General features: G+C 69.5%; 16 protein-coding genes and 3 pseudogenes. 7 read left to right on the top strand and 12 right to left on the bottom strand.

Annotation, left to right across the window (positions count from 1 at the left end; all coding sequences use genetic code 11):
* Nucleotides 1-352: 352 nt before the first annotated feature.
* From V4Y03_RS30865 to V4Y03_RS30845, 5 genes and pseudogenes are all read right to left on the bottom strand, one after another.
* On the bottom strand, nt 353-1,024 hold the full coding sequence (locus V4Y03_RS30865) for a hypothetical protein (protein ID WP_332437335.1): 672 nt from the start codon (nt 1,022-1,024) through the stop codon (nt 353-355).
* Nucleotides 1,025-1,342: 318 nt separating this feature from the next.
* A pseudogene (locus V4Y03_RS30860) lies at nt 1,343-2,149 on the bottom strand (serine/threonine-protein kinase); the annotation flags it as partial.
* Nucleotides 2,150-2,301: 152 nt separating this feature from the next.
* Nucleotides 2,302-2,875, bottom strand: a pseudogene (locus tag V4Y03_RS30855) (SPFH domain-containing protein); the annotation flags it as partial.
* A 407-nt stretch (nt 2,876-3,282) separates the two neighbouring features.
* Nucleotides 3,283-3,672, bottom strand: a complete 390-nt coding sequence (locus tag V4Y03_RS30850; RefSeq protein WP_332437334.1) for a hypothetical protein — start codon at nt 3,670-3,672, stop codon at nt 3,283-3,285.
* The gene (locus V4Y03_RS30845; protein ID WP_332437333.1) at nt 3,669-3,854 is read right to left on the bottom strand and encodes a hypothetical protein; all 186 of its coding nucleotides are present in this window, start codon (nt 3,852-3,854) and stop codon (nt 3,669-3,671) included. The genes V4Y03_RS30850 and V4Y03_RS30845 overlap by 4 nt, the downstream gene beginning before the upstream one ends.
* Before the next feature lie 517 nt (nt 3,855-4,371).
* Between V4Y03_RS30845 and V4Y03_RS30840 the strand changes: the two genes are divergently transcribed.
* The 3 genes from V4Y03_RS30840 to V4Y03_RS30830 all read left to right on the top strand — a co-directional run bounded on the left by V4Y03_RS30840 (nt 4,372) and on the right by V4Y03_RS30830 (nt 7,679).
* A complete protein-coding gene (locus tag V4Y03_RS30840; RefSeq protein WP_332437332.1) occupies nt 4,372-4,704 on the top strand; it encodes a hypothetical protein in 333 nt (110 codons plus the stop codon).
* A gap of 108 nt (nt 4,705-4,812) precedes the next feature.
* Nucleotides 4,813-5,478: an ABC transporter ATP-binding protein gene (locus tag V4Y03_RS30835; protein ID WP_332437331.1), complete on the top strand. Its 666-nt coding sequence runs from the start codon at nt 4,813-4,815 to the stop codon at nt 5,476-5,478.
* A gap of 29 nt (nt 5,479-5,507) precedes the next feature.
* The gene (locus V4Y03_RS30830; RefSeq protein ID WP_332437330.1) at nt 5,508-7,679 is read left to right on the top strand and encodes a hypothetical protein; all 2,172 of its coding nucleotides are present in this window, start codon (nt 5,508-5,510) and stop codon (nt 7,677-7,679) included.
* Between the two features lie 580 nt (nt 7,680-8,259).
* Here V4Y03_RS30830 and V4Y03_RS30820 read toward each other — a convergent pair.
* The 3 genes from V4Y03_RS30820 to V4Y03_RS30810 all read right to left on the bottom strand — a co-directional run bounded on the left by V4Y03_RS30820 (nt 8,260) and on the right by V4Y03_RS30810 (nt 9,549).
* Complete coding sequence (locus tag V4Y03_RS30820; protein WP_332437329.1) at nt 8,260-8,430, bottom strand: hypothetical protein; 171 nt, start codon at nt 8,428-8,430, stop codon at nt 8,260-8,262.
* 253 nt (nt 8,431-8,683) lie between these two features.
* Nucleotides 8,684-9,196, bottom strand: coding sequence for an NUDIX domain-containing protein (locus V4Y03_RS30815; RefSeq protein WP_332437328.1), 513 nt, complete (start codon nt 9,194-9,196; stop codon nt 8,684-8,686).
* A gap of 158 nt (nt 9,197-9,354) precedes the next feature.
* Entirely contained in the window at nt 9,355-9,549 is a 195-nt protein-coding gene (locus tag V4Y03_RS30810) for a hypothetical protein (RefSeq protein WP_332437327.1), read from the bottom strand.
* 219 nt (nt 9,550-9,768) lie between these two features.
* Here V4Y03_RS30810 and mobF point away from each other — a divergent pair.
* Nucleotides 9,769-11,528: pseudogene (gene mobF / locus V4Y03_RS30805) on the top strand (MobF family relaxase).
* A complete protein-coding gene (locus V4Y03_RS30800; protein ID WP_332437326.1) occupies nt 11,525-11,872 on the top strand; it encodes a hypothetical protein in 348 nt (115 codons plus the stop codon). The pseudogene mobF and the gene V4Y03_RS30800 overlap by 4 nt, the downstream one beginning before the upstream one ends.
* A gap of 583 nt (nt 11,873-12,455) precedes the next feature.
* Here the strand turns inward: V4Y03_RS30800 and V4Y03_RS30795 are convergent.
* Nucleotides 12,456-12,854 (bottom strand): hypothetical protein, encoded by a 399-nt coding sequence (locus tag V4Y03_RS30795; RefSeq protein ID WP_332437325.1) that lies wholly within the window; start codon nt 12,852-12,854, stop codon nt 12,456-12,458.
* A 501-nt stretch (nt 12,855-13,355) separates the two neighbouring features.
* Between V4Y03_RS30795 and V4Y03_RS30790 the strand changes: the two genes are divergently transcribed.
* Complete coding sequence (locus tag V4Y03_RS30790; protein WP_332437324.1) at nt 13,356-14,567, top strand: hypothetical protein; 1,212 nt, start codon at nt 13,356-13,358, stop codon at nt 14,565-14,567.
* Nucleotides 14,568-14,736: 169 nt separating this feature from the next.
* Nucleotides 14,737-15,201 carry a hypothetical protein gene (locus V4Y03_RS30785; protein ID WP_332437323.1) on the top strand — a complete coding sequence of 155 codons (465 nt, stop codon included), beginning with the start codon at nt 14,737-14,739 and terminating at the stop codon, nt 15,199-15,201.
* A gap of 355 nt (nt 15,202-15,556) precedes the next feature.
* Here V4Y03_RS30785 and V4Y03_RS30780 read toward each other — a convergent pair whose 3' ends face one another.
* The 3 genes from V4Y03_RS30780 to V4Y03_RS30770 form a co-directional block, all read right to left on the bottom strand.
* Nucleotides 15,557-16,168, bottom strand: a complete 612-nt coding sequence (locus V4Y03_RS30780) for a hypothetical protein (RefSeq protein WP_332437322.1) — start codon at nt 16,166-16,168, stop codon at nt 15,557-15,559.
* 227 nt (nt 16,169-16,395) lie between these two features.
* The gene (locus tag V4Y03_RS30775) at nt 16,396-17,076 is read right to left on the bottom strand and encodes an Lsr2 family DNA-binding protein (RefSeq protein ID WP_317873695.1); all 681 of its coding nucleotides are present in this window, start codon (nt 17,074-17,076) and stop codon (nt 16,396-16,398) included.
* A 15-nt stretch (nt 17,077-17,091) separates the two neighbouring features.
* A complete protein-coding gene (locus V4Y03_RS30770) occupies nt 17,092-21,828 on the bottom strand; it encodes an RHS repeat-associated core domain-containing protein (protein WP_332437321.1) in 4,737 nt (1,578 codons plus the stop codon).
* Nucleotides 21,829-21,908: the final 80 nt, after the last annotated feature.

The raw sequence follows: 21,908 nt of genomic DNA, 5'->3' as shown, positions 1-21,908 counted from the left end.
GGCAGGCGAAGACGAGTTCGTGCCGTGTGCACCGATCCGTACGGGAACAGGATCGTGACCGACGCTGGTGTGGCCGAAACGCCGAGGGTGGGAGAAGGGAAGCCCAGGCTCTTCGGCGACCCCCTCGGCAGTTGCCCTCCTGCCTGCCGGGGAAGAGCACCACCGGAGCCAGCCCCTGTCCCGAGGTGGGCTCGCTCGACCTCACCAGGGATGCATGGGCGTTCGAGCGTCAGATCAAGGCTTGGGTTCGGGGACAAGGCGTCCCGAAGGCATTGACCGCTGATCAGATGAAGTACGGCGGTCACACAGAGACCGCCTACCTCGCCGACATTGGCTTGGCACTTGTCCAGGCCTACATCGTGTCCTTGACCGGCCGTAACCCCGAACCGCAACCGGTGCCGTCCTCATGACCACCGCGCTCTCGGTCTGTGAGCGCAACGCCGAAAGGCCCGCCGAGCGCCGCGTGCCCGAGGACACCGTCCACGCCCAGCACTGCGCCGCCACCGACGCCCACCCCCTCCTGCACCACGAGGAGGGCTTCGACCACGTCGTGTTCGCCTCCAGCCTCGACCGCCTCACCCTGCTCCTCACCCTGCTCCTCGCCCGCGCTGCCGCGCAGCAGAGCGCGGAGCTCGGCTGGGACGGCGGCGACGGCCTGGGCGAAGAGCTCCTGCTGCGCCGCTTCTTCGGCCCCGACATCGCCCGCCTGGCCACCTGGAAGTACGGCTCCGTCCTCGCCGACGGCGACCGCATCGCCGTGCTGCGGGCCGGATCCGCCGACTCTCTTGTCCTCGCGCTGCGCCAGGACAGCGACTGGGCAGGCGACGTCGGCTTCGACGCCCTCGTCACCTGCCCCAGTCGCAAGGACGAGGAGGAGGACGGTGAGCCGTGCCCCGGGCTCGCCTGGGTGCCCGTACACTCCGCCCTCGACCTGCACCGCGCTCACCGCGGCGAACTCGACGAGGACCTGCGGTGCGTGCACTGCGGCTACCGCGGCGAGATCGACCACGAGGCCGCCGACCACGCCGCCGGAGCCGAAGCGGACGAGGACGCCACCTACGGCAGTATGAGTGCCCGCCCCGACAAGTCGGCGCTCGTGCCCGGCTGGGACCAGGCACCCCAGACCTCGGGCCCCTTGGACGCAGCCCTCATAGTCAGCGCCGCGCGTCGAGGCGCTTCCAGCCGTGACCGAGCCCGAGGGACCGGGTCGGTGCGGATGACGCAGCAGGGTGGGTACGGGGCGGTTGCTGAGCGCGTCGGTCACCTGCCTGGCGGCCGTCGGGGTGAGGCCGGTGAGCTCCAGCCCTGCCCCAGGGCCGGAGCGCCCGATGCCGCTGCCGCCCTACGAGGTCACTCCGGGGGGAGTGGACGCCTGGTGCAGGCCGACCAGCGTGCGTACGGCAGGAGGCAGCCAGTCTGTCGGGGCTTCGCCGTCGTGCCCGCTGAGTTCGTGCAGGATCTCGGCGGGCGACGGCCGCCCGGCCGGATCGTGGCTGAGGCAGCCCGTCACGATGGCCGCGAGGTCGGTCGGCAGCAGCCGTGCGGCGCTGTCGATGAGCGTCCCCCCGGCGGGCCCGACTGCGCCGCCGGCGTGGCACAGCACCATGCCGAACGCATAGGTGTCGACGGCAGGGGTGAGCGGCGCGCCCGCCAGCTGTTCGGGGGCGAGGAACCCCCTCGTTCCGATCACGAAGCCGGTGTCCGTGAGCGCGGTGCTCTCCGTCGCCCGTGCGATGCCGAAGTCGATCACGCGGGGCCCTTCGGCCGCGATGAGGATGTTGCCGGGCTTGAGGCCACGGTGGACGATGCCGCACGCATGGATGGCCTCCAGAGCCTCGGCCACCCCGAGGGCCAGAGCCCGCAAGGTAGGTGTGGGCAGGGGGCCGTGGACGTTGAGGACCTCCTGGAGGGAGGGGCCCGGAATGTATTCGGTGACCAGCCAGGGGCGGGGGTCGTCGGGGCCCGCGTCCACGACCGGTGCGGTGTGGAAGCCGCCGACCCTGCGTGCGGCGTCGACCTCGCGAGCGAACCGTCGGCGGAACGACGGGTCGTTGACGAGGCCCTCACGGACCACTTTCACGGCAACCTTCCGGGCCCCGGGGGACAGGCCGAGATAGACGGTGCCCATCCCGCCCTCGCCCAGCCGGGCCGTCAGCTGGTATCGGCCCACCCGTCGCGGATCGTCGCCACGCAGGGGCTTGTGGATCACGGGCGCCAGCGGTCGCGCGGGCTGGTCCGGCGGCGAGACGGGCGCCAGGGAAGCAAGGAACCGGGCGTCGTCCGCCTCAGCAAGGCGGTGGATGCTCGCCGCCTTGGCCTCCGCCTCGGCCCGCAAGATCGCAGACCGCTTCTCACCCTCGGCCTTGAGGATCGCGGACTGACGGATCCCCTCGGCGGTGAGGATCGCGGCGCGCTTGTCGCGCTCGGCGCGCATCTGCTTCTCCATCGAGTCCTGGATGGAGGTCGGCGGCTCGATCGCCTTGAGCTCGACGCGGTTGACGCGGATGCCCCACTTGCCGGTGGCCTCGTCGAGGACGCCCCGGAGGGCCGCGTTGATCTCCTCGCGGGAGGTCAGGGTCCGCTCCAGGTCCATGCCTCCGATGATGTTGCGGAGGGTGGTGACGGTGAGCTGCTCGATGGCCTGGATGTAGCTGGCGACCTCGTAGGTCGCGGCCCGCGCGTCGGTGACCTGGTAGTAGATGACCGTGTCGATGTTGAGGACGAGGTTGTCCTGGGTGATCACCGGCTGCGGCGGGAAGGGCACGACCTGTTCGCGCAGGTCGATCCGCTTGCGGGGCCGCTCCAGTAACGGGACGACGAGATGGATCCCTGGAGTGAGCATGCGGGCGAACCGGCCGAAGCGTTCCACGACGACCACGGTCGCCTCGGGGACGATCCGCACGCACCCGAGGAAGCCTCCTAGAAGGATTACGCCACCCGCTGTCCAAGACAACAGTGCGATGTCCACCGGTCCAAGCCCCCCTCGGCTCACCTGCCCCCGAGGTAGCAGTCTTCCAGAACTGCCCTACAGCGCATAGGTGTTGGCGGGCAAGGGGACGTGGCCGGGGGATTCGACGGTCGGCCTATTGGACGCCCGTACGCTCTGGCCTGATGACGGCTGCGGACGCCGTCCTCGGCTCAACGGGCCGCATCGATGCCCTTCCAGCCGTGCCCGAGTCGCGGCGGCGGGCCGGTGCGGACGACACGGTGGGGGAGGGGGGGCGGTCCGGGTGCCGAGTGCGTTAGTCACCTGCCGGGCGGCCGCCGGGGTGAGGTCGCTAGTCATCTGCCCGGACGTGAGGACCCTCGCGTCCGTCCCGGCCCGTACGCGGTCAGGTCGGCCGCGAGCTGAGCGGCGGCCGTCTCGGCCGGTCCCGCGCCCCACCGCCCGTCGTCTTCGACGGCCGGTGTCTGCCGGGGGAAATCGCGGTGGGCGGTGAGGAGTGCGGCGAGGGCCTGGGCGTGGGCGGCGTCCAGGGTGACAGTCAGCAGCGCGGGCCCGATCTGGTGGACCCGGCCCCTGCCAGTCCGTGCGAGGTGAGCGCCCGCAGCCGGGTGCTCACCACCACCGGGTCCTCCGCCCGCCCGCCCGGCCCGGCCGGACGGCGCGGCGGTCGCGGGCATCTGCTGCTCGACGTGCTCGCGCAGCGCGGCGACGGCGGCCGGGATCACCTCCAGGAGCTCCGCGGCCTCCGGACCGAGCCCGGACAGCGCCCCGGCGAGGACCCCAGCGCGGTCACCGCGTCCTCGACAGCACCGCCGCTCCACTTGTCGGGACCGGCGGCGTCGGCCAGCTCGCACGCGACGACGACCGCCTGCTCGGCCAGTGAGTCCAGGCCGGTGGTGTGGTTCATGTCCCGCCCAACGAAAGTAGGTGCCCGCGCGTGATGCTGACACCTCATGATCACTCTAGGGCGCGGTGAGGATGCCGTGGTCCCTGACGGTCGGGGTCTATCACGACCGTGCGGACTCGGCCCGCCCGCTGAGCCGGGCCGGCGGCGCCAGGCCGCGGACCAGCGAGGTGTGGAGCCTCAGGCGGAGGCGAGATCGGACAGTGGGTGAAAGCGATCCGTAGGCGGGGCCGCCACGAGGAGCTGCGAGGCGGGCTCCAGGATCTGGGCGCGCATGTCCTCATGTATGAGGCGAGTTGACGCCTATGCGAATGGCAAGTGACAGGCGACTTAACATAGTTGAGGAATTGATCTTGCCTCGAAGTGAAGCGTGCACATAAGTTCGATTTCGCAGCCGAGGGTGATGAAGGCGTTACACTCTGCTGCCGGGCGAGGGGGGCGCCACTCTTACCCATGCCCTGAGCTGTAGACAGCCGGGGTTTCTCATAGGGAAGGGGATGCGCTGATTCAGCGCAAGATCATGATGAAGGCCGTCGCCGTTCTCATCGGCGCAGGCGCTGTGCTCGGCAGCTCGCCGGCGATGGCGAAGACGCTGGACTCGTACGCCACCGGCGCACATGCATGGAGCTACGGTTCCAACACCAGTGTCGGGCTTTCGGACACGATAGCGGACGGGGACTCCGTCTACGTGAACTACTTCCGCACCAGCAGCGTCAGTGACATGAAGACGCTCCACAACAAGAGCGGCAACGGCACGACCGTCTACAGCCCGGCCGGGACCGCCGTCACGAAGATCCAGGCGTGCCTGTCCCTGGACTTCGAGACGGATAGCTGTGACTCCTGGCGTTCGTAGGCCTCGGCCGCAGCTTCTGCTGAACAGCCTCTGAGTGTTGGGGGCCATCGCCTACGGCGGTGGCCCCCGGCCGTCGTTCTTCCCCACACGCATTACGCAAGGACACACATGGCCAGCCATTCCGCGGTACTCCAACTGAACTCCCTAGGTTACGAGATCGGCGGTAGAACCCTGATGCGCGATCTCGACCTCACCCTGAACGCCGGGGAGTCGGTGTCCGTCATGGGGCCGAGCGGCAGTGGGAAAAGCACACTCCTTTCTTGCGCGCTCGGGCTGCTCAAGCCTGACAGGGGAAATGTCCAGGTCGCCGGAGTGGACCTCGCTGGCCTGAACCGGCGCAAGCTGGCCGAGCACCGCCGTTCGCACATCGGTGTGGTGTTCCAGTTCGGCGAACTGGTCCCTGAACTGACACCGGTGGAGAATGTCGCCCTGGCCGCACTGCTCTCCGGTGTCCCGCGCGCCACCGCCTACGCGGACGCGGCCCGTCTGCTCGACGACCTCGGCGTGCCCCGATCCGACGCAGCCACCGCCACACTCTCCGGCGGCGAGCGTCAGCGTACGGCTGTGGCAAGGGCACTGGTGAACAAACCTGGGCTCATCCTGGCTGACGAACCCACCGGAGCACTCGACGAGGCGAACCGGGACAGCGTGGCCGACCTGCTCTTCAGCCTGCCGAAACGCTGGGAGTGTGCGCTGCTCACAGTCACCCACGACCGGGATGTCGCCTCCCGCGCGGACCGCACACTCGCTCTGACCGACGGCAAGCTCCTGTGAGCGCGGGCCGCTCCCTGTGGGGGCAGTTGATGCGCATCGGCTGGGCGGCGGCACGTTCGGGCACAGCCAGCCGCATTCGCCACGTGGCGCTCGGCGTTGCCGCGCTCGCGCTGACGCTGACCTTCGCCGCCGTCGCTGCGGTGTTCGCTACCTACGACGGCCGTGAGGCACGCGCCGCAGCCCGCACCCCGCTCCCGGTCGCCTCCGCCGCATCACCTCAAGCCCGCGCGCTGTGGGCGGACAAGTTCGACGACGTAGCGATGCGGCAGTTCTCCGTCATCTACATTGAACCGCTGACCGATGACGCACCCCTGCCCCCCGGCGTCACCCGCTGGCCCGCACCCGGCGAAGCCGTGCTCTCCAAAGCCCTGCTCGAAGCAGGCGCCTCCGAGAACATCGATGAACGCTACGGACGCCTGGCCGGCACCATCGACACCTCCGGCCTCGCGACACCGGGTGAACGCCTGGCCTACGCACGCCCCGCAGCCGGGGTCCTGGACCGCGCGTCGATGACCCCGATCTCCGGGTACGGAGCGGCCGCACCGGCCGCGCTCGGCGACCTGCTCGCGGTGAAACCCCCCTACATGCTGCTCGTCCTGATGCTCTTCATGCTGGTTCTCCCGGTGGGCGCCCTGGCCGTCGCCGCCGCCAGGGCCGGCGCGGAAGCCCGCGACCAGCGCACCGAACTGCTCGACGTACTCGGCGGGGGATGGCGCGTGCGCGCCACCCTCAACATCGGCGAGGCACTCCTGCCTGCCGCATCCGGGGCATTGCTGGGCGCGCTGCTGATGATTCCCGCCCTGCTGACCGACCTCACCCTGCCCGGTATCGCCTACGAACTCTCGGCAACCGACCTGCGCAACTGGTCCTGGGCAGTCCTGGGATCAGCCGTGGCCGCCTTCCTGGTGATGTTGCTGATTGTCGTCCTGATGCATCCGCACCAGCGCAAGCGCGGCAAGTCGACCCGTCCGAAGCTGTCCGCCTCACGGCTGCCGCGCTGGTGGCCCTACCTCTGCCCGCTGATGCTGCTCCTCGCGGTCCGCGGCCCCGAACTCACCCCCGGCGGCGGCACCCGACTGCTGGTCTATGCGATCGGAGTCCTGGGAACCGTCGCCACGCTCCCCTCTTTGCTCGCTCTGGCCTGCGCGGGAGCCGGACGTGCCATCGCCGCCGCAGGCAACCGGTTCGGACGGTCCGGCGCCCTGGTCGCCGGCCGCTGGACGGCAGCCTGGCCCGGGACCACGGCACGTCTGACCTCCGGCGTGATCATTGCGTTCGTACTGATCGGACAGGTCCAGCTCTGGCAGAGCCGCAACAGCGGACCGGCCGTCGAAGCACGCGCCACGCAGGCGCGCGTGGGCAGCAGCGTCGTAGTCATGGAAACGCCCCAGGGGCCGAAAACACGGACCGACGCCTTCCTCCAATCACTGCCCACCGGCACCAGTACTCTCTGGCTGACAGTAAACGGCAGCACGGGCACGGCCGAGATCGCCGGCCCCTGCGCCGGACTGACCGAGCTGGCCCTGCCCTGCGGATCGAAGAGCACCCTGATCGATCCCGCACGCCTGGATACCCGAGTACGTGAACTGGGCTACTGGCACACCCCGAGGGGAGCAGGCCATGGACTCACCGCACGGGCCACTGCCGTGCGCCCCAACACCCCAGGAGGACAGCTTCTGATCCTGTTGGGCGCGGATGGCAAGCAACTGTCCGTACCCGCCGTAAAAACGCTGGCCAACACTCGGCTGGCGACATCACCGACCATCGGCACGATCGGCAGTAACTGGCTGTTCGGAGCCAACCTCCTCGCCTTGCAGAGCCGGTGGGTCCTCTTCTTCGGAGCAGCCGGAGTCCTGTTCGTCGCAGCGGCGATCGCGATCGGCAACCTCTCGGAGTTCCTGCGCTTCGCACGCCGCATGTCCGCGCTCAGCGTCCTCACCGGACGCAGGACAATCTTCTTCAGCGTCTCCGCCTTCACCTTGCTGCTACCGCTCGCCCTCGCCGGCATAGCCGGACTGACCGCACACGTGTGGCTGGCCACCCCGCTGACCAACGCCGCCGACAGCCTCAGCTTCGAACTGTCCTGGTCGATGATGTACGCGGCGGTGACGGGGGCTGCTGTGCTGGCCGTGCTGGTTTGGATCTGGGGAGCTGTCGCAGCGGTACGACAGAGCGCCTCCTGGCGCCCCAAAGCGGACTGAAACACACGCTGGTCCGTTTCGCGACCTGATAGTGATCGACGATCTCTTTCTGACCTCAAGCCTTAACCTGAGGTCAGAAAGAGATCAGAACCGCAGCAGTCGGAACCGCTGTCCGCGACCACTGACGACACGACGAGCATCCTCAGCCGTACCGTTCCCTGACCTATGGCTTTCTCAAGGACAGGCCTGCTGCCGAGCTCGTCGACGGTCCGCTGGACGGCTTGCTCTTGGACATCCACGGGTGGCAGGCCGAGGATGTTGACGACGGCGTCGTCCTGATCACCGAACTCGGCCGGTGGCCCGGCGGCCCGCAGACGACCTGCTCGACCAGAGCCGGCGAAGATGTTGTGCCCACCGATGCGGCGCCGAGCTCGTAGACGCCGGGGGCGCAGCGTACGCCCTTGATTGGTGGAGTACGTACGGGTTCGTTCGCGGCCGCATGGCGCGTCGAGGTCGCATTTCGGGTGGTTGATCGGGGTGCTGGGGCCGTTCACTCGATGGCGTGAGATCTCCGCAGTAACTCGCAGATTCTGCGAGTGATCGCCACGCGCTGCCCGCGCGGGTTCCCGTCATTTGAGGATCAGGAATCTGCGAACCCGCGCGTTTCGCGTAAGCCGGGGCGGAACTGGCGGCCAGTGCGCAGGTCGGGGACGAAGGCGTCCAGGACGACGCGGCGGAAGCGCCGGCGCTGGGCGGCGGTGAGGTGCTGGAGGTCGGCGGTGAAGCGGGGGAGGGTCTGGAAGGTGGGCACGGCGGTCTCCTCCGGGCAGCACGACGAAGCCCCCGGCGGGCTTGAGTTCTAGTGGTCGTTGCAACACCCCAGCTCAGGGGATGCGATGGAGTTCGAGATCCGGGAGAACCGGGGGCTGCTGTGGGCGGCGCTCGTTCCTTGGCGCGTGGTGATGCTCAGTGGTGTCCAGTGCAGTTGGAAACTGCACCCGTCCATGACCGTGACCAGCAACGTGAAAGGTCTCCTGCGTTACCGGCGGCACAGCTGTGCATACCTACTCTGCATCTTCGACGGCCCCGGACACGGCGGTGAGATAGCGGCTCAGAGTTTCGCGGCTGTCCGGAGTGAACGGGTGCTGCCGCATGAACTGGCGGAGCTCGGACTCCGACAGCCAGCCGTGCCACATGACCTCGTCTGGATCGGGTTTCAGGTCGGCGAGTACGACAGCCTCATGGACCGCGAGCCAGTGAGGGCTGAGGCCGCTGTGGTTCAGGAACTTCACGATGAAACGGACTGGTACCCGGATGCCCAGCTCCTCGGCCAGTTCACGGGCTGCGGCCTCCTGGTAGGACTCGCCTGCGGTGACGGCACCGCCGGCCACCACCTCGTAGTGCCCTGGGAACCGTGAGACCTCTTCAGAGCGGCGATGTACGAGGACCCTCCCCTCGCGATCCCTGCACACCGTCACGGCGATCCGATGCAACCAGCCCCGGCGAACGGCATCACTGCGTCTGACCACCGCCAAGACCTGGTCCCGCTCGTCAACGTGCTCCACGTACTCATTCATGCGCTCCACGATCGCAGGCAGCCGAATGCAAGATCCAACTGCGTCGCTGAACCTCGCGTGCAAGGAAACGCAAGGTTCAGCGACGCAGGACATCCGGCGCCAGACGATGCACTGCGCCTCCGCTCGTGTAGCCGAGGCGCAGTATTCGCACGGCACCGTCATGCGTCGCCGTAGTGGCTCTGCATCACCTCCACCCACTGCTCGAACCGGGCCGCCTGGCAGCCGGGGCAGCGACGCCCGGTGACGCGCTCGGCGGTGGGGAAGTCGGACTGCGCGGAGCGCACCTGGAGCACGTCCAGGAGCAGCGGCGTGCGGCAGAGGGGACAGGGCTCTCCATACCTGGTGATAGTCATGGGCGGGAGAGTGCACACACCGGCGGCTTACCGTCTCGGGCTGGCCCGGCGGCCCGCCTGGCGGGCGCTCCGGTAAAGATCTGGTGATGCCCTCCCGCCCGGCGGGACCGACCCCGGATCACGCTTCTGTGCAGGTCAACGCCGGGGTTCCATGGGCCGATGATCAGCATGTCGCCAGTTCGCCCGGGGAACGGGTGGCGCTACCTCACCCGTGGCGTGATGGTCGGTGACGGCCACCGGCCCGCGGGCACGCCGCTGCGCGCCGCCCAGGACGAAGCCGGTGTCCCGCCCGGCGTGTGGAAGGGCGGGGGCCTGGCCGCGCTCGGCCTGGCGGCCGGGGACGTGGTGACCGAGCGGCCGGCCGAACTCCTCCTGGGGGAGGGCCGGCACCCGGACGCCGACCGGATCGAGCGCGAGCGCCTGGCGCAGGGCATGAGCCCGGACCAGGCGAGGCGGGCGACCGTGCTGGGCAGGCCCATCGAGCACAACCGCTCCCCGAAGACCGACAAGGCCAAGGAGCGCACGCCCTGGCTCGCCTTCGACCTGGTGTTCCGGCCCCGCCGACGGCGCACCTCGCGTGGGCCCTGATGGACGACGAGCACCGCCGGGTTCTGGAGCTGTGCCAGGACATCGCCCGGGACAAGACGCTGGCGTGGATCGAGGAATCGGTCGCCCAGATCCGGTGGGGGAGCGGCGGCAAGCACCGCAAGCCGATCCGGGACGGGCTGATCGTCGCGGTGTTCCGGCACTATGAGTCCCGAGCTGCCGAGTCGAAGCCGTTGCTCCACGATCACGCGGTGCTCTCGATCCGCGCCCGGCGGCCGGACGGGACGTGGGGCAACCTGTCGGCGGACTCGCTGATGGCCCACATCGTCGCCGCCGACACCCTCTACACCCTCTACTTCATGGAGGAGGTGACGGCCCGTCTCGGGTGGGCGTGGGAGCCGCGCGAGGTGACGCCCGGCCGCCGGCCCGTCATGGACATCGCGGGGATCGACCGGCGGCTGATCGGCTGGCAGTCGACCCGCCGCCAGCAGATCGAGGACGCGCTGCCCGTCCTGACCGCCAGGTACGAGGAACGGCAGGGGCACGCGCCGGGGGAGCGGGCCGGCTACGCGCTGGCCTGCCAGGCCGCCGACCAGACCCGCCCGCCCAAGCGCACCGAGCTGCTGTCGCTGACCGAGCTGCGGACGCGATGGCGGGACTCTGCGATCCGGGCGTTCGGCGCCGACCTCGTCGACCGGCTGGCCGAGCGGGCACGGGCGGCGGCCACGGTGGTGTGGGCGCGGGTGCGGCCAGCGGTCGACATCGCGCTGGCGGCCGTCGACGTCGTCGCCGTGGTGTACGTGATGCGCGGCGCCTTCGCACGCCACCACCTCCTCGCCGAAGCCCGGCGTCACCTCGCCTACGTCCTGCGCGGCCGGCCCCACCAGCCGGGCCTGGACGAACGGATCGTGCAGGCGGCCGTCGACGACTACACCCGGCCCGTCGGGCGCGGCCGGAGGATGACCGCCGACCTGCGCGCCCTGTACCCGCGCGACACCGAGGACCAGGCCGTGCTGCGCCCGCTGACCCGCAACCGGACCGCCCCGCCGTACGAGCGAGCCCGCCTCGCCGCCGACGCCCTGGCCCGCCGGGTCCACGCAGTGCGCCGTGCGGAACGCCTGGGCTCCCGCACCCGGCCGTACGCCGTCGCCGTGCCCGCCGCCTCGAGGTCGCACCTGCGGCCGTTCCGTACCGGCCCGAGGGACGGCCGCCTCCTGGAGCCGGAGACCAGCGTCGACACGGTGGAACGGACGCGCCAGACCTTGGAAGCCGCCGCCGCGAAGGTGGCCGCCACGCTCCAGGACAGCCGGCGGGCGCGCGAAGCCGCCCACGGCCCCCGCCCGCAGCCCACCCCGACGACGGCCCCGCCGCCGCACACCCAGCAACCCGGCACCCAGCACACGCCGGGCCGAACCGCAGGAGGAGTCACGTGAACACCCCGGAAGAACGCCCCAACCCCGACGACGCGCTTGCCCGCGCCCGCGCCGCCCGCGAGAAGATGGCCGCTGCGCTCACCGAGGACCAGGAGCTGCGCCCCGACGAGCTCCAGGGCTGGCAGCCGATCTGGAAGCGACCCCGGAAGCCGAAGTCGAAGGCCGCGAAGAAGGAGGAACTGCGCAAGCACCGCAAGCGACTCCAGGAAGCCGCCAAGCGCCGACTCGCCGCCTCGCAGTCGCGCCGGCTCCGCCCCCGGCAGAACCGGATCGGCAACGCCGCCGCCCGCCGCGACGCCCGCGCCCTGTCCCGGGTGCGGCACTCCAACGCCTGGCTGTGGTGACGGTGCCGGGCATCGTCCACTGAGTGGAGCCACGATGTTCTGCATCCAGTGGCGATGTACGACATCGGGTGGGCTCCACCGTGGTGGACTCCACTGAGTGGGTCCCACCCGGTGGGCTCCACTGAGTGGACTCCACCGTGGTGCGCACCGCGATGGTGCGCCACCGCGTCCGGCACCGCACCACTCCGACGATGCCCGGCACTCTCGCGCGCGCCGGTGCGCCGCACTCGATGCTCCGCACCGCACCGGTGCGCCCCGCCGCCGGCGACCCCTTGTCCGGGTGCGGCCGGACGCGCGCGCCCCCTTGTCCGGCTCCGCTACACCCCCTTGTCCAGCTCTGCTACCGCGACGTTTTCCCTTGACATCGCCGGTTTCGGCTCGCGATCAGGTCGCGGTCAAGGGGGTGTGTGATAGAGGAGCCTGCCCGGCCGTGGCGCGCCCCGGCGCGGTTCGGTGGCGCCGGTGGAGCGCACCACGGTGGTGCGGTGGTGCGCCGGGGATGCGCGCCGCACCGCACCACCGCCGTCCCGGAGGTGCGGCTACGCGGTGGTGCGGTGCGGCGGGTGCGCCTCCATCGCCTGCTTCATCCCCGCGGCCTCCAGCTGGCGCAGGACGTCGGCGACGTCGCCGTGTCCTCGGTGAGGATGTTGTTGGTGAAGCGGGTGATGGTGTCGGCGATGCCCGGCGCGTTGGCCAGGCACACGCTATGGCAGAGGAGTTCCAGCAGGAGCCGGCCGAGTGCCGCTGCCAGGAAGGAGTGCGCGCAGGGTTCCCCGTCGTGGTCGTCCGCGGCGGTGATGGGGATGAAGACGCGCGCGGCGACGTCCAGGAGCAGCCGGTGCAGCTCCGGGCCCGTGTCTTTGGCGACCGCGCAGGCGGTGTCGATGTCGCTGGCCTGCAACGCCCGGATGTAGGCGAAGGCGTCGGCGATGTCCTGCGGATCCATCGGGGCGAGCGGGGTGGTGACGGTGTTCTCGGGCATGACGGCTCCTCACGTTCGGGCCGCCCTGCTGATCGCGGCGGCCTCGAAGACACCCTCGAATGGCGGCCCTGTGGACAGAGTCCGGCCGCTGACGGGGGAGAACTCTCCCCCTCCCGGTTGATCACGATGCGGTCACGGCGGAGGGGTTTTCCGAGGTCGGCGTCACACGAAGCCCGAATTTCCAACCAGTAGAAGGTGAATGGCGAGATAGGCCCGCCCCACCTTCAGGAGCATCCTGTGTCCGCAGACGACCCCGAGCAGCACCTTGACCAGACCGGAGAGGCCCCCTCCGTGGACCCCTCCATGACCCCCTCCGCGCCCCGACGCCAAGGGCCGGGCGTTTTCGCAGGTCAGGCCCGGCGGAAAGGGGGTCGCCGCAGCGCCGACATCCCTCATGTAGATGTAGCAAGGCGTCCTGAGCACCGGAGGACTTCGACCGGACCTCGACGCCGGGAGCTGCTGCAAGCGCTGGGGATCTTCCAGAGGGCTACGCCCGACCAGTTGTGGAAGCTGACCCGTCCGGACAACAAGCACGACAAGCTCGTACGGGACAACCTCCTGGATCTGGAAGACCACCACCTGGTGAGGCCCGAACTGGTCCGGGACGACCAACGGCAGGTGTGGGTGCTGACCAAGCGAGGCCACGGCGAGGCGAAGCAGCTGCTGGAGCCGAAGGGCATACGAGTCTCGGCGCTGCGCGAGAAGAAGTACGACCCGGTCACCGGGAAGCTGCTCGGTGCCAGCTACGACGACCACGCCGCCGCGGTCACCTCGACCGCCGCCGAACTGCACGTCGCAGGCATCGGGCACCGGCTCGGCTTCCAGACGGAGATCGGGCACCGGCTCGGCACCGGCTACGTGCAGCGGGCGGACCTGGTGGTGCGGGCGCCGGAGGCCGGGGTGCCGGTGCTGCTGCTGGAGATCGACCGCCGCAGCGAGGACGCGCACGACCTGGTGGTCAAGCTGCACCGGTACTGGGAGCGGGGCCGGCTGCTGCCGAAGGACGCGACCAAGCGCACCGTGGACCCGGTCCGCTCGCGGCCGGACGCGATCGAGCACGTCGACCAGGAGAAGCGGCTGTGGCGACGGGTCTACCCGCCGACCGGCCGGGAGGGCTTGGTGCCGGTGGCGTTCGTGTTCGCGGACACCACCGAGGCGAAGGTCGACAACGCGGTGGCCGCGCTGGAGGAGGCCGGCCGCCGCTACTGGGTACCACGCCGGTACGACTCCCTCTACGAGAAGGCGGTCACCGCGCGGGACTACCGCCAGGCGGTGCCCGTCGTCGTCACCACCCTGGAGCAGCTCCAGGAGCACGGCGCCGACGCGGCGGTGTGGCGGCGGCTGGGACGCACGGGTGACCAGACGCTGACGGACGCGCTCGACAACCCCGACGGCCACGACCTCTACCGAGCCCAGGAGGCCCGCGCCGACGCGGAGGACAAGCGGCGCCGCGCCGCGCAGCGGGAGGCGGAGCGCCCGGTGTGCACGCGGTGCGGGCGGAAGGTCACCGACGAACGCTGGGAGGAGATCACCGTGCACCGGACCGCCGTACGGGCCGGGGACAAGTCGGTGTGCGGCCCGTGCCACGCCGACGACGTCGCCCGCGAGGAAGCCGCCGCCGAAGCGGCACGCCTCCAGGCCGCCGCGCCGCCGGAGCCGGAGGACGGCCCCGAGCCGGACCGGGGCCGCGGCTGGTTCCGCCGGCGGACCTGACCCGGGCAAGCCCAAGGGGAGCCCGGGCAAGCCGCCCCGATGGGTGGCTTGCCCAGCCCCGGCCCCGCCCCGCCCGCCCGGCGGGACGGTCCGTGAAGTCGGGACGTCGCCGTACGGGACGGAAAGACCGAACCCGGCTGCACGCCAGTCCCAGGCCATAGACAGGCTCATGAGACGCACCCGAGAAGAGACCGCGCCCCAGGATCTGCCGGGCAGCCTGTGGCACGCGCTGGCCCAGCTCCAGCACACCCATCCCGACCCCGTGGGCCGCGTCGGGCCGCTCGCACGCCCGGCCGGACTCCTGTCCTTCGCCGCAGCCGCCGACACGATCCTCGCGGCCCGCGTCCAGCTGTCCGGGGCGGTGACGATGCACGAACTGCACGAGACGCTGCGCTCGATGACCGGCGGCCTCCAGGCCCACTTCTCCGGTCCCGGCGTCGCGCTGGAAGTCACCCTCGGCAGACGGCAGGAACTCCCGCTCCACGCGGCGCACACTGCGGGCCTCACCCGGCTCTTCCGCCACGCCGCCCGCACCATCGGTGCCCGCAGCACGCCGGGAGGCGGCCGGTGCTTCCACTGCGACGGGACCGGGCTCGCCCGACCCCTGTGGGAGCCTGCTGCCGGGCACGCGTGAGCGCCACGCAAGAAGAACGCCCGCGTCCCGGGCCGCCCTTCCGGACGGCGTGGGGCGCGGGCGGGTGCAAGGACCTCGGAGGCTTACGCCGGTACGGGTGCCGGCTCCGGGCGCAGCGCCGCGAGGGGAGAGCGTCGGCCCTTCTCCACTGTGCGCAGCTGCTCCCAGTCGACCTCGGGGTGGGCGCAGACGACCGCGTCGCGCGGCCTTCGAGGATGGTGGGCAGGCCGTCGAACCTGTCCTGCCGGCCTCATGGCAGCTATGGAAGAGTTCCAGTGCATTTTTCGTCGGGTCCTTGCCCGGGCAGAGTTTTTACCGACTGCCGGCAGGGTCTCCGACCCGGAGAGGACGCCGGTCATGGTGTCCTGCTGCTGGGGACGATGACGCGACTTTCGGGCTGGAGCCCTGTCACGAGGAGCGTGGAGTGCTGCGTGGCTGGAGGGATGGTTGCGGGCCGGAGCGCCCATTGCGTTCGGAACTGCTGGAGGATCTTGCGGGCGCTGTGTGGGGACACGGTCATTTCCAGGCGGGCCTCGGCGAGTCGTTGGAGGTCGCCGTGGGGTTTTGTGGGGCCGGTGTAGGCGGCTTTGCGGGCGGCGTAGTTGCGGCGTGCAAAGACTTCGGGCAGGGCGCCGATGAACTGGAGGTAGCAGGAGAATTCGTCCCAGCGTCGGGCGAGCTCGTCGGCCGGGTCCATGCGGTCTGTGTGCGGCAGGTGCTCCATGTGGGCCAGATGGAGGATGCGCTGCTCGACTTCTGGGTTGGCTCTGGTGGGATCCGCACTGCGGATCAGGGAGATGAGAGTGTGCAGGTCATGCACCGTCTCCGCCGAGCGATCGGACCCTTCCTGGTGGGCCAGTAGTACGCGGAACCCTGACAGCGCCTGCGCAGCTTCTTCCCAGAGCAGTTCGCGTGCCAGGGCCGCCAGGCCGTCGGGTGCCGAGTGACGACGCGGTCGTATGGCCACGCTCCGGGGATACGTGCACTGTACGACCACCGCAAGGACCTGCACATGGCGCAAGATCGGCTGACCCACCTGAGCGCTGGCACGTGCGACAGGAATGGGGACCGGCCCCATGGGCCGCAGTCCCCATTACCTTGCAGACGAGATCACCACCGGAGTCACGTTCCTGCCCAATTGATCCGGGCGTAGAGGGCGTGGTTGTCACGGCAAGGAGGCCGGGTCGGCGTGTGTCAGCTGGGATTGTCCTGCTTCCATGCCTCGATGATCTCGATCGGGACGCGTCCGCGTTCGGGCAGGTCGTATCCGTTGGCGTTGGCCCAGTCGCGGACGGCGCGTGTGCTGACTGACGTCCGGGCGGCTGCGGCCGGTGCGTTGCTTTCGAGAGTCGACGGGGTGAAGGCGGGACCGCGGTCGAGAAGATCTTTGGGGAACATGGGGACGCTTGTGGTCCCCCTGAGAACGCTGACGAGGAACTCGGTCAAGGAGCCGTTGTAGGTGAACCAAGGTGCGCGCAGGGCCTCGTTGACGGCGACGGTCCAGTCGTCCGGGGTGCCGGCCGGCTGGGTGACCCAGAAGAGGTAGTCCCCGTTGCCGGTGACTCCCATGGCGAGAAGGTCCTCGGGGGAGTGCGGCAGTTGCCAGGGGCGTCGGGCAGCCTGCCGGACCTCCTCAATCTGTCCCCGTAGACGCGTCGGCATGGGGCCGGTCAGATCGGCCCATTCGCTGGGGGCATGTGGCTGGTAGAGGGTGATGAATCCGCAGAACTGGCCGGGCCCGTATGTGGTGATGAGCTCCTTGTAGTCCTGGGGCAGCCCCTTCCCCAGCGCGTCTTCGACCTGTGGCCAGTCGGGAGCAGGAGGAACGACAGCGGGAGGCGGGCACAGCGCGGTCAGCGCGGTGAGAGAAGTCATCTGTTTCCTCGCTGGCTAAGGACGGCGTCTGGGGCGGGGCTCGAGGTGGGCGGGGTTGTCGAAGAAGGTTCCATCGTCGAACAGAAGGTTTCCGTCGCGGTCCTTCTTCGTGCCGAACGCCTCGACCTGGATGAGCGAGGGAGGTGAATCGGGATCGTCATCTGCATACTCCAGGTACACGCTGTACTGGACGACGTCGTGGTCGTAGACAGCGTCGTACACACGCTGCTCGAACATGCTCATTTCCGGCGTGTTCGTCGGGTTCTGGGAGATCGTGAACAGGTTGTCGTCGTGGTCGCCGGACCCGCCGAGCTGCCGCGCCAGCATGTGCCCGCGGGCCTGTCCCTTGTCTGACTGGTACCCGGGAGGGATGATCGAGTTCCGGGCGTGCGTGCCCTCGTCGAGCATGTTGCGTGTGATCACCGCGTGCATCTCGTAGGGACGCCCGTGCTCGTCGCGGACCCACCTGACCTGGCCTCCCCACGTGGGATCCGGCTCGCAGGCTGCCAGGCCCAGAGGGTCCGACAGTACGAACGGGTTCACGACGTAGGAGTAGTGGTTGATCGACGGAGCGATACCCAGAGGGTCGGGCGACAGGTACCGGCCTACCTCGGGGTCGTAGTAGCGGTTGAAGTTGTAGTGCAGACCTGTCTCGGGGTCGAAATACTGGCCCGGGTACCGCAACGGGGTATATGCGGTGCTGTTCGTGTTCCACTGGGTGGCTCCCCAGGCGGTACTACGGGCACGCCAGGCCAGTGACCCGTCAGGCGAGACCAGCTCCGTGGGACTGCCCACGAGATCGGTGACGATCGCGAAGAAACGACGGTCGACTTCCCGCTGCGTGCCGTCGGTCTTCGTCTCACGCTGGCCGAGGGGCTGTGCTCCGGCGTAGTCCCACACCAGGGTCGCGTCCTCATCCCGCTGCTCGGCCAGCTGCGCGCCATCCCAGCAGAACGTCGTGGTCTGCGTGACCTCCTCGTTGTTCCGGCCGAGGCGCTGCTTGGACAGGCGGCGCCCGAGAGCGTCGTAGAGGTAGCGCCAGCGGTCCCCTTCGGGTGTCTGTACCTGGGTGAGCCGGTCTTCCGCGTCCCACTGAAAATGCCAGGTCAGCGTTGCGCCACTGAGCGTCTTCGTTCGCCGGAGGGTGAGACGGCCCTGCGCGTCATAGCTGTAGCGCGTGCGTCCCGCCCGAGCCAGACGCGTGCCTTCGTAGTGTCGGCCGCCGGCGGCCGCCTGACCCGGTGCCTGGGCGGAGAGAGCGGTGCGGCTCTGGTCGCCGGCAGCGTTATAGGCGTACTGCTCCGTCCAGCCGCGGGCCTGGACCTCACGTACGCGACTGGCGGCATCCAACGCGAAGGTGCGGCGCCCCGTCAGGCTGTCCTCGATGCTCGTCGGCACGCCGTCGGCCTGGTAGGTGTAGCTTCTGCGCAACAGAGGCGACCGGCCGCTGTCCCACGCCGTGTGGGTGACCCGGCCGACCGGATCCCAGTCCTGCCGCATCTCCAGGGAATCGTCGACGAACCGCGCGGTCTCGCGTCCGAGTGCGTCGCGTTCGAACCGGAAGACATGGTCCCCGGCCGTGTAGGAGGCGAGGCCACCCAGTGCGTACTCCATGCGGCTCTCAGCACCGGAAGGCGTGCGCCTGGCCACGCGGCGACCGAGGGCATCGTAGGCAAAGGACAGGGTGGCGCCGTTGACCGTCTCTGAGACGACGCGTCCCAGAGGATCTCTCTCCAGCCGGATGCGGGAGTGCGCGTTCACGATCTGTGCGACGCGGCCGCTCTCGTCGTGGTCGAAGTGCGAGGCTGAACCGTCGCTGTGCTGGATGCGAGTGACTCGGCCCAGGACGTCGCGGTCGAAGCTGAGGCTCTGGCCCGCGGCGTTGGTCCGCCGGACGATACGGCCACAGGGGTCGCGCTCGTACGTCAGCATGCGGCCGTCGAAATCCTTCTCGGCCACGAGCCTGCCCGCAGCGTCATAGCTGTACTCCCACACCAGGCCGTCGGCGTTGGTGACCGCAGTCAGCCGCAGCTCTGTGTCGTGGGCGAAGCGGTAACTGCTGTCCTCGCCCGTCTGAGTACCGAGCAGCAGGTCGAAAGGACCGGAGGAGTGCGTGGAGGTCCGGCCCATCCGGTCCGTGTGCGAGACCAGGTTGCCCTCGCCGTCCCACGTCCATTCCTCGCGACTGCCGTCCGGCAATTCACGCCAGGTGAGCTTGCCCTCCACGCTCCAACCCTGCCGGACGACTCCGCCCTCAGCGTCGACAACCTCGACCACACGTCCGAAGGCATCGCGTGTGCACGAAGCGGTCGACCCATCGGGCCGGGTGAGCTGTAGGCGCAGTCCGGCGGCGTCTGTCGTGATGCGCGTGGAGGCTCCCAGCGCATCCCGCACGAGACACAGGTGCCCACGGGGGGTGAACGCGTACTCCGTGCGCGCGCCGGCCGGGTCCACGGACACGGTGAGGTTCCCACGCTCGTCGTAGCCGTAGGAGCGGGAAACCCCGGCACGCTCGGTGATCACCTCAGGCTGATGCAGCTTGCTGTAGGTGGCGGTGGTCCGCACGCCGTCCGGCGCGACAAGCCCGTCGAGATTGCCGTGCTCATCACGCTCGAAGCGGGTGGAGCGCCCGAGAGCGTCTGTCTGGACCAGCAAGTGGTCGTGGGCGTCGAACTCGAAACGTGTGGCGTGACCGAGAGGATCGATCTCGGCTGTGATCTGGAGAAGACCGTTGACGACGTACGTGGTCGTCGCGCTCTGCGAGTTGGTGTACCGGGTCACCCGGTCGCCGGTTTCCGGGTGGACACCGTACGCGAACGCCGACGACAGATAGCCGTCGGGGCCGGCGGTACGGACCACGCGACCCTCTGCGTCGTAGACATACCGGAACGTCGCCTCGTTCCGGTCGGTCCAGGAAGTGATCCGTCCTTCCGGGCTGTAGGTGAATCGCATGGGCAGGCCGGAGGAGTTGGTGACCTCGGTGAGGTTGCCCAGGCTGTCGTATCCGTATCCCAGGACAGTGACCGGGCCTTCGGCGGTGCGCAGGGAGAGTTCGCGGATACGAGTGCCTTCGGCCCTGAGCTGGACGGTGTAGCCGCCGTCGTGGGTGACCGCGGTGGGGCTTCCGTCCGGGCGCCGGGAAAAGGTGATCCGGTTGTGGTTTCTGTCGGTCAGCCTGGTCAGCCAGTAAGCGGGAGAGGCGCGGTAGGGGCTACCGGTGAAGGAGCGGGTCAACCCGGTGTGAAGGTCGGTTGCCACGTAGGTGGTCTCGTCCTCGCTCTGACCGCCATGGACCAGGGCGATCCGGGGGCCCTCCACGGGCAGGACCGGGGTGCCGTCCGGGAGGGGGAGACGGGGATAGACCAGGGTGGAACCGTCCTCGCGTGCCCAGATCGCCCCGGCACCGGGCACGTCGAGCTCGAGGCGTTCATCGAGGGTGGAGGCCCAGCTGCGGCCGAAGAAGTGGCCAAAGCGGTACTCGGACAGATGGGTGCGGCGAAGGACGAGGGGAAGGACTCCGGGAAGGGACAGGTCGGTCTGGGGCAGAGTCATCTCACCCGTCGCCACGTCGACCGGGTCGTTCGCGCACTTCTTCTTACCGAGCTCGATCCCATGACGGCGCGGGTCGGACTTCACCTCGCGCAGCGAATCAGGCTTCAGACGCGCGTCCTTGTCCCTGCCACCACGATCGCCGGGATTCTTACCCCGATCCCGGTCATCGTGTCCGCCCTTGCGCTGCCGCGCGAGACGGTCGCGGATGGCGTCGTCGTTGTTCTTGTGGTCAGTGGAGATCCGCTTCACGGCCTTGGGCAGCGTCTCGCCGACATGGTCGCCCATGGTCTTGGCGGACTTCACGAGAGCGCCCATGGCCTTCTCGATGACGGGGTCCAGGGCGTCGGCGATGTCGTCGCGGCCCTTGTTGCGGCGCTGGGCGCCCTTCGCCTTGGTGAGCTTGCCGGCGGTCTTGCCATGGATGCCGACGCTCACGCCGTTCAGCTTCGTACCGGCGTTGTCGTGCTCGTCATGCTCGATGTGGAAGCCCTTGCCCCCCGGGCCGCCGCCGCCACCCCCTCCGGCGGAGGCGAGGTTCAGACCCTCCTTGGCGCCTTGCACCCCGTCGTCGAAGCCGTCCTTGCCGGCCTGCTTCGTCTGGTCGAGGTCCACACCGTTCTGGACGCCCAGCGCGTCCATGCTCACCTGGACGACCAGGTCCGCGGCCATGTTCTCAAGCGCCGCCACGACCGGCTCGGTCATCACCGAGACGATGTGACCGACGGCCTCTTCCATCGCGGCCGTGATGAGCTTCAGCAGCTGCTTCTTCGTGAACGCGATGGCTCCGGCGCCGAGCAGTGCGGACAGACCACCGGTCACCGGGATCAGCGCCATGGCGAGACCGGTCTGGCCAGCAAGCACCCCCAGCTCGACGACTGCCTTCCCCTTCATGACTTCGATCGCGCCCGCCGCCAGGTCGAGCGCGTCCGCGATCGTGCGGGCCGCGGAGACCATGTCCTTGAGGTGCTTGCCCTTGACCTTGGTCCAGTGAGCGTTGAGAGCGTCCATCGCCTCGCCGTGCCCCGACGACAGCAGGCGCTCCATGTGGTTGTTGGCGAGCTGACCGTCATCGGCCAGGTCGTCCGCGAACTCCCGCAGCGCGTCGGCCATCTCCCGGTAGGCGTCCTCGTCGACGTTGGGCCAGTTGACCCCCACCAGGTCGAGCAGCGTGTCAGCCCAGTCCGGCACCGTGACAGCCATGACGTGAAATCCCCCGTCAGATGATGATCAGCCAGCCAAACAGTCCTACCACGGCGCCTGGATGACGTGTAATCCGCTAA

Origin of the sequence: Streptomyces sp. P9-A4 (genome assembly GCF_036634195.1) — a bacterium.
Classification (GTDB): Bacteria; Actinomycetota; Actinomycetes; order Streptomycetales; family Streptomycetaceae; genus Streptomyces.
This window is presented reverse-complemented; position numbering and strand designations above follow the sequence as displayed.

Bases quoted from the DNA above. Each gene is read 5' to 3' on its own strand.
- V4Y03_RS30845 (WP_332437333.1), bottom strand. From the start codon at position 3,854: ATGAACCACACCACCGGCCTGGACTCACTGGCCGAGCAGGCGGTCGTC.
- V4Y03_RS30840 (WP_332437332.1), top strand. From the start codon at position 4,372: ATGATGAAGGCCGTCGCCGTTCTCATCGGCGCAGGCGCTGTGCTCGGC.
- V4Y03_RS30835 (WP_332437331.1), top strand. From the start codon at position 4,813: ATGGCCAGCCATTCCGCGGTACTCCAACTGAACTCCCTAGGTTACGAG.
- V4Y03_RS30830 (WP_332437330.1), top strand. From the start codon at position 5,508: ATGCGCATCGGCTGGGCGGCGGCACGTTCGGGCACAGCCAGCCGCATT.
- V4Y03_RS30815 (WP_332437328.1), bottom strand. From the start codon at position 9,196: ATGAATGAGTACGTGGAGCACGTTGACGAGCGGGACCAGGTCTTGGCG.
- V4Y03_RS30810 (WP_332437327.1), bottom strand. From the start codon at position 9,549: ATGACTATCACCAGGTATGGAGAGCCCTGTCCCCTCTGCCGCACGCCG.
- V4Y03_RS30795 (WP_332437325.1), bottom strand. From the start codon at position 12,854: ATGCCCGAGAACACCGTCACCACCCCGCTCGCCCCGATGGATCCGCAG.
- V4Y03_RS30785 (WP_332437323.1), top strand. From the start codon at position 14,737: ATGAGACGCACCCGAGAAGAGACCGCGCCCCAGGATCTGCCGGGCAGC.
- V4Y03_RS30775 (WP_317873695.1), bottom strand. From the start codon at position 17,076: ATGACTTCTCTCACCGCGCTGACCGCGCTGTGCCCGCCTCCCGCTGTC.
- V4Y03_RS30770 (WP_332437321.1), bottom strand. From the start codon at position 21,828: ATGGCTGTCACGGTGCCGGACTGGGCTGACACGCTGCTCGACCTGGTG.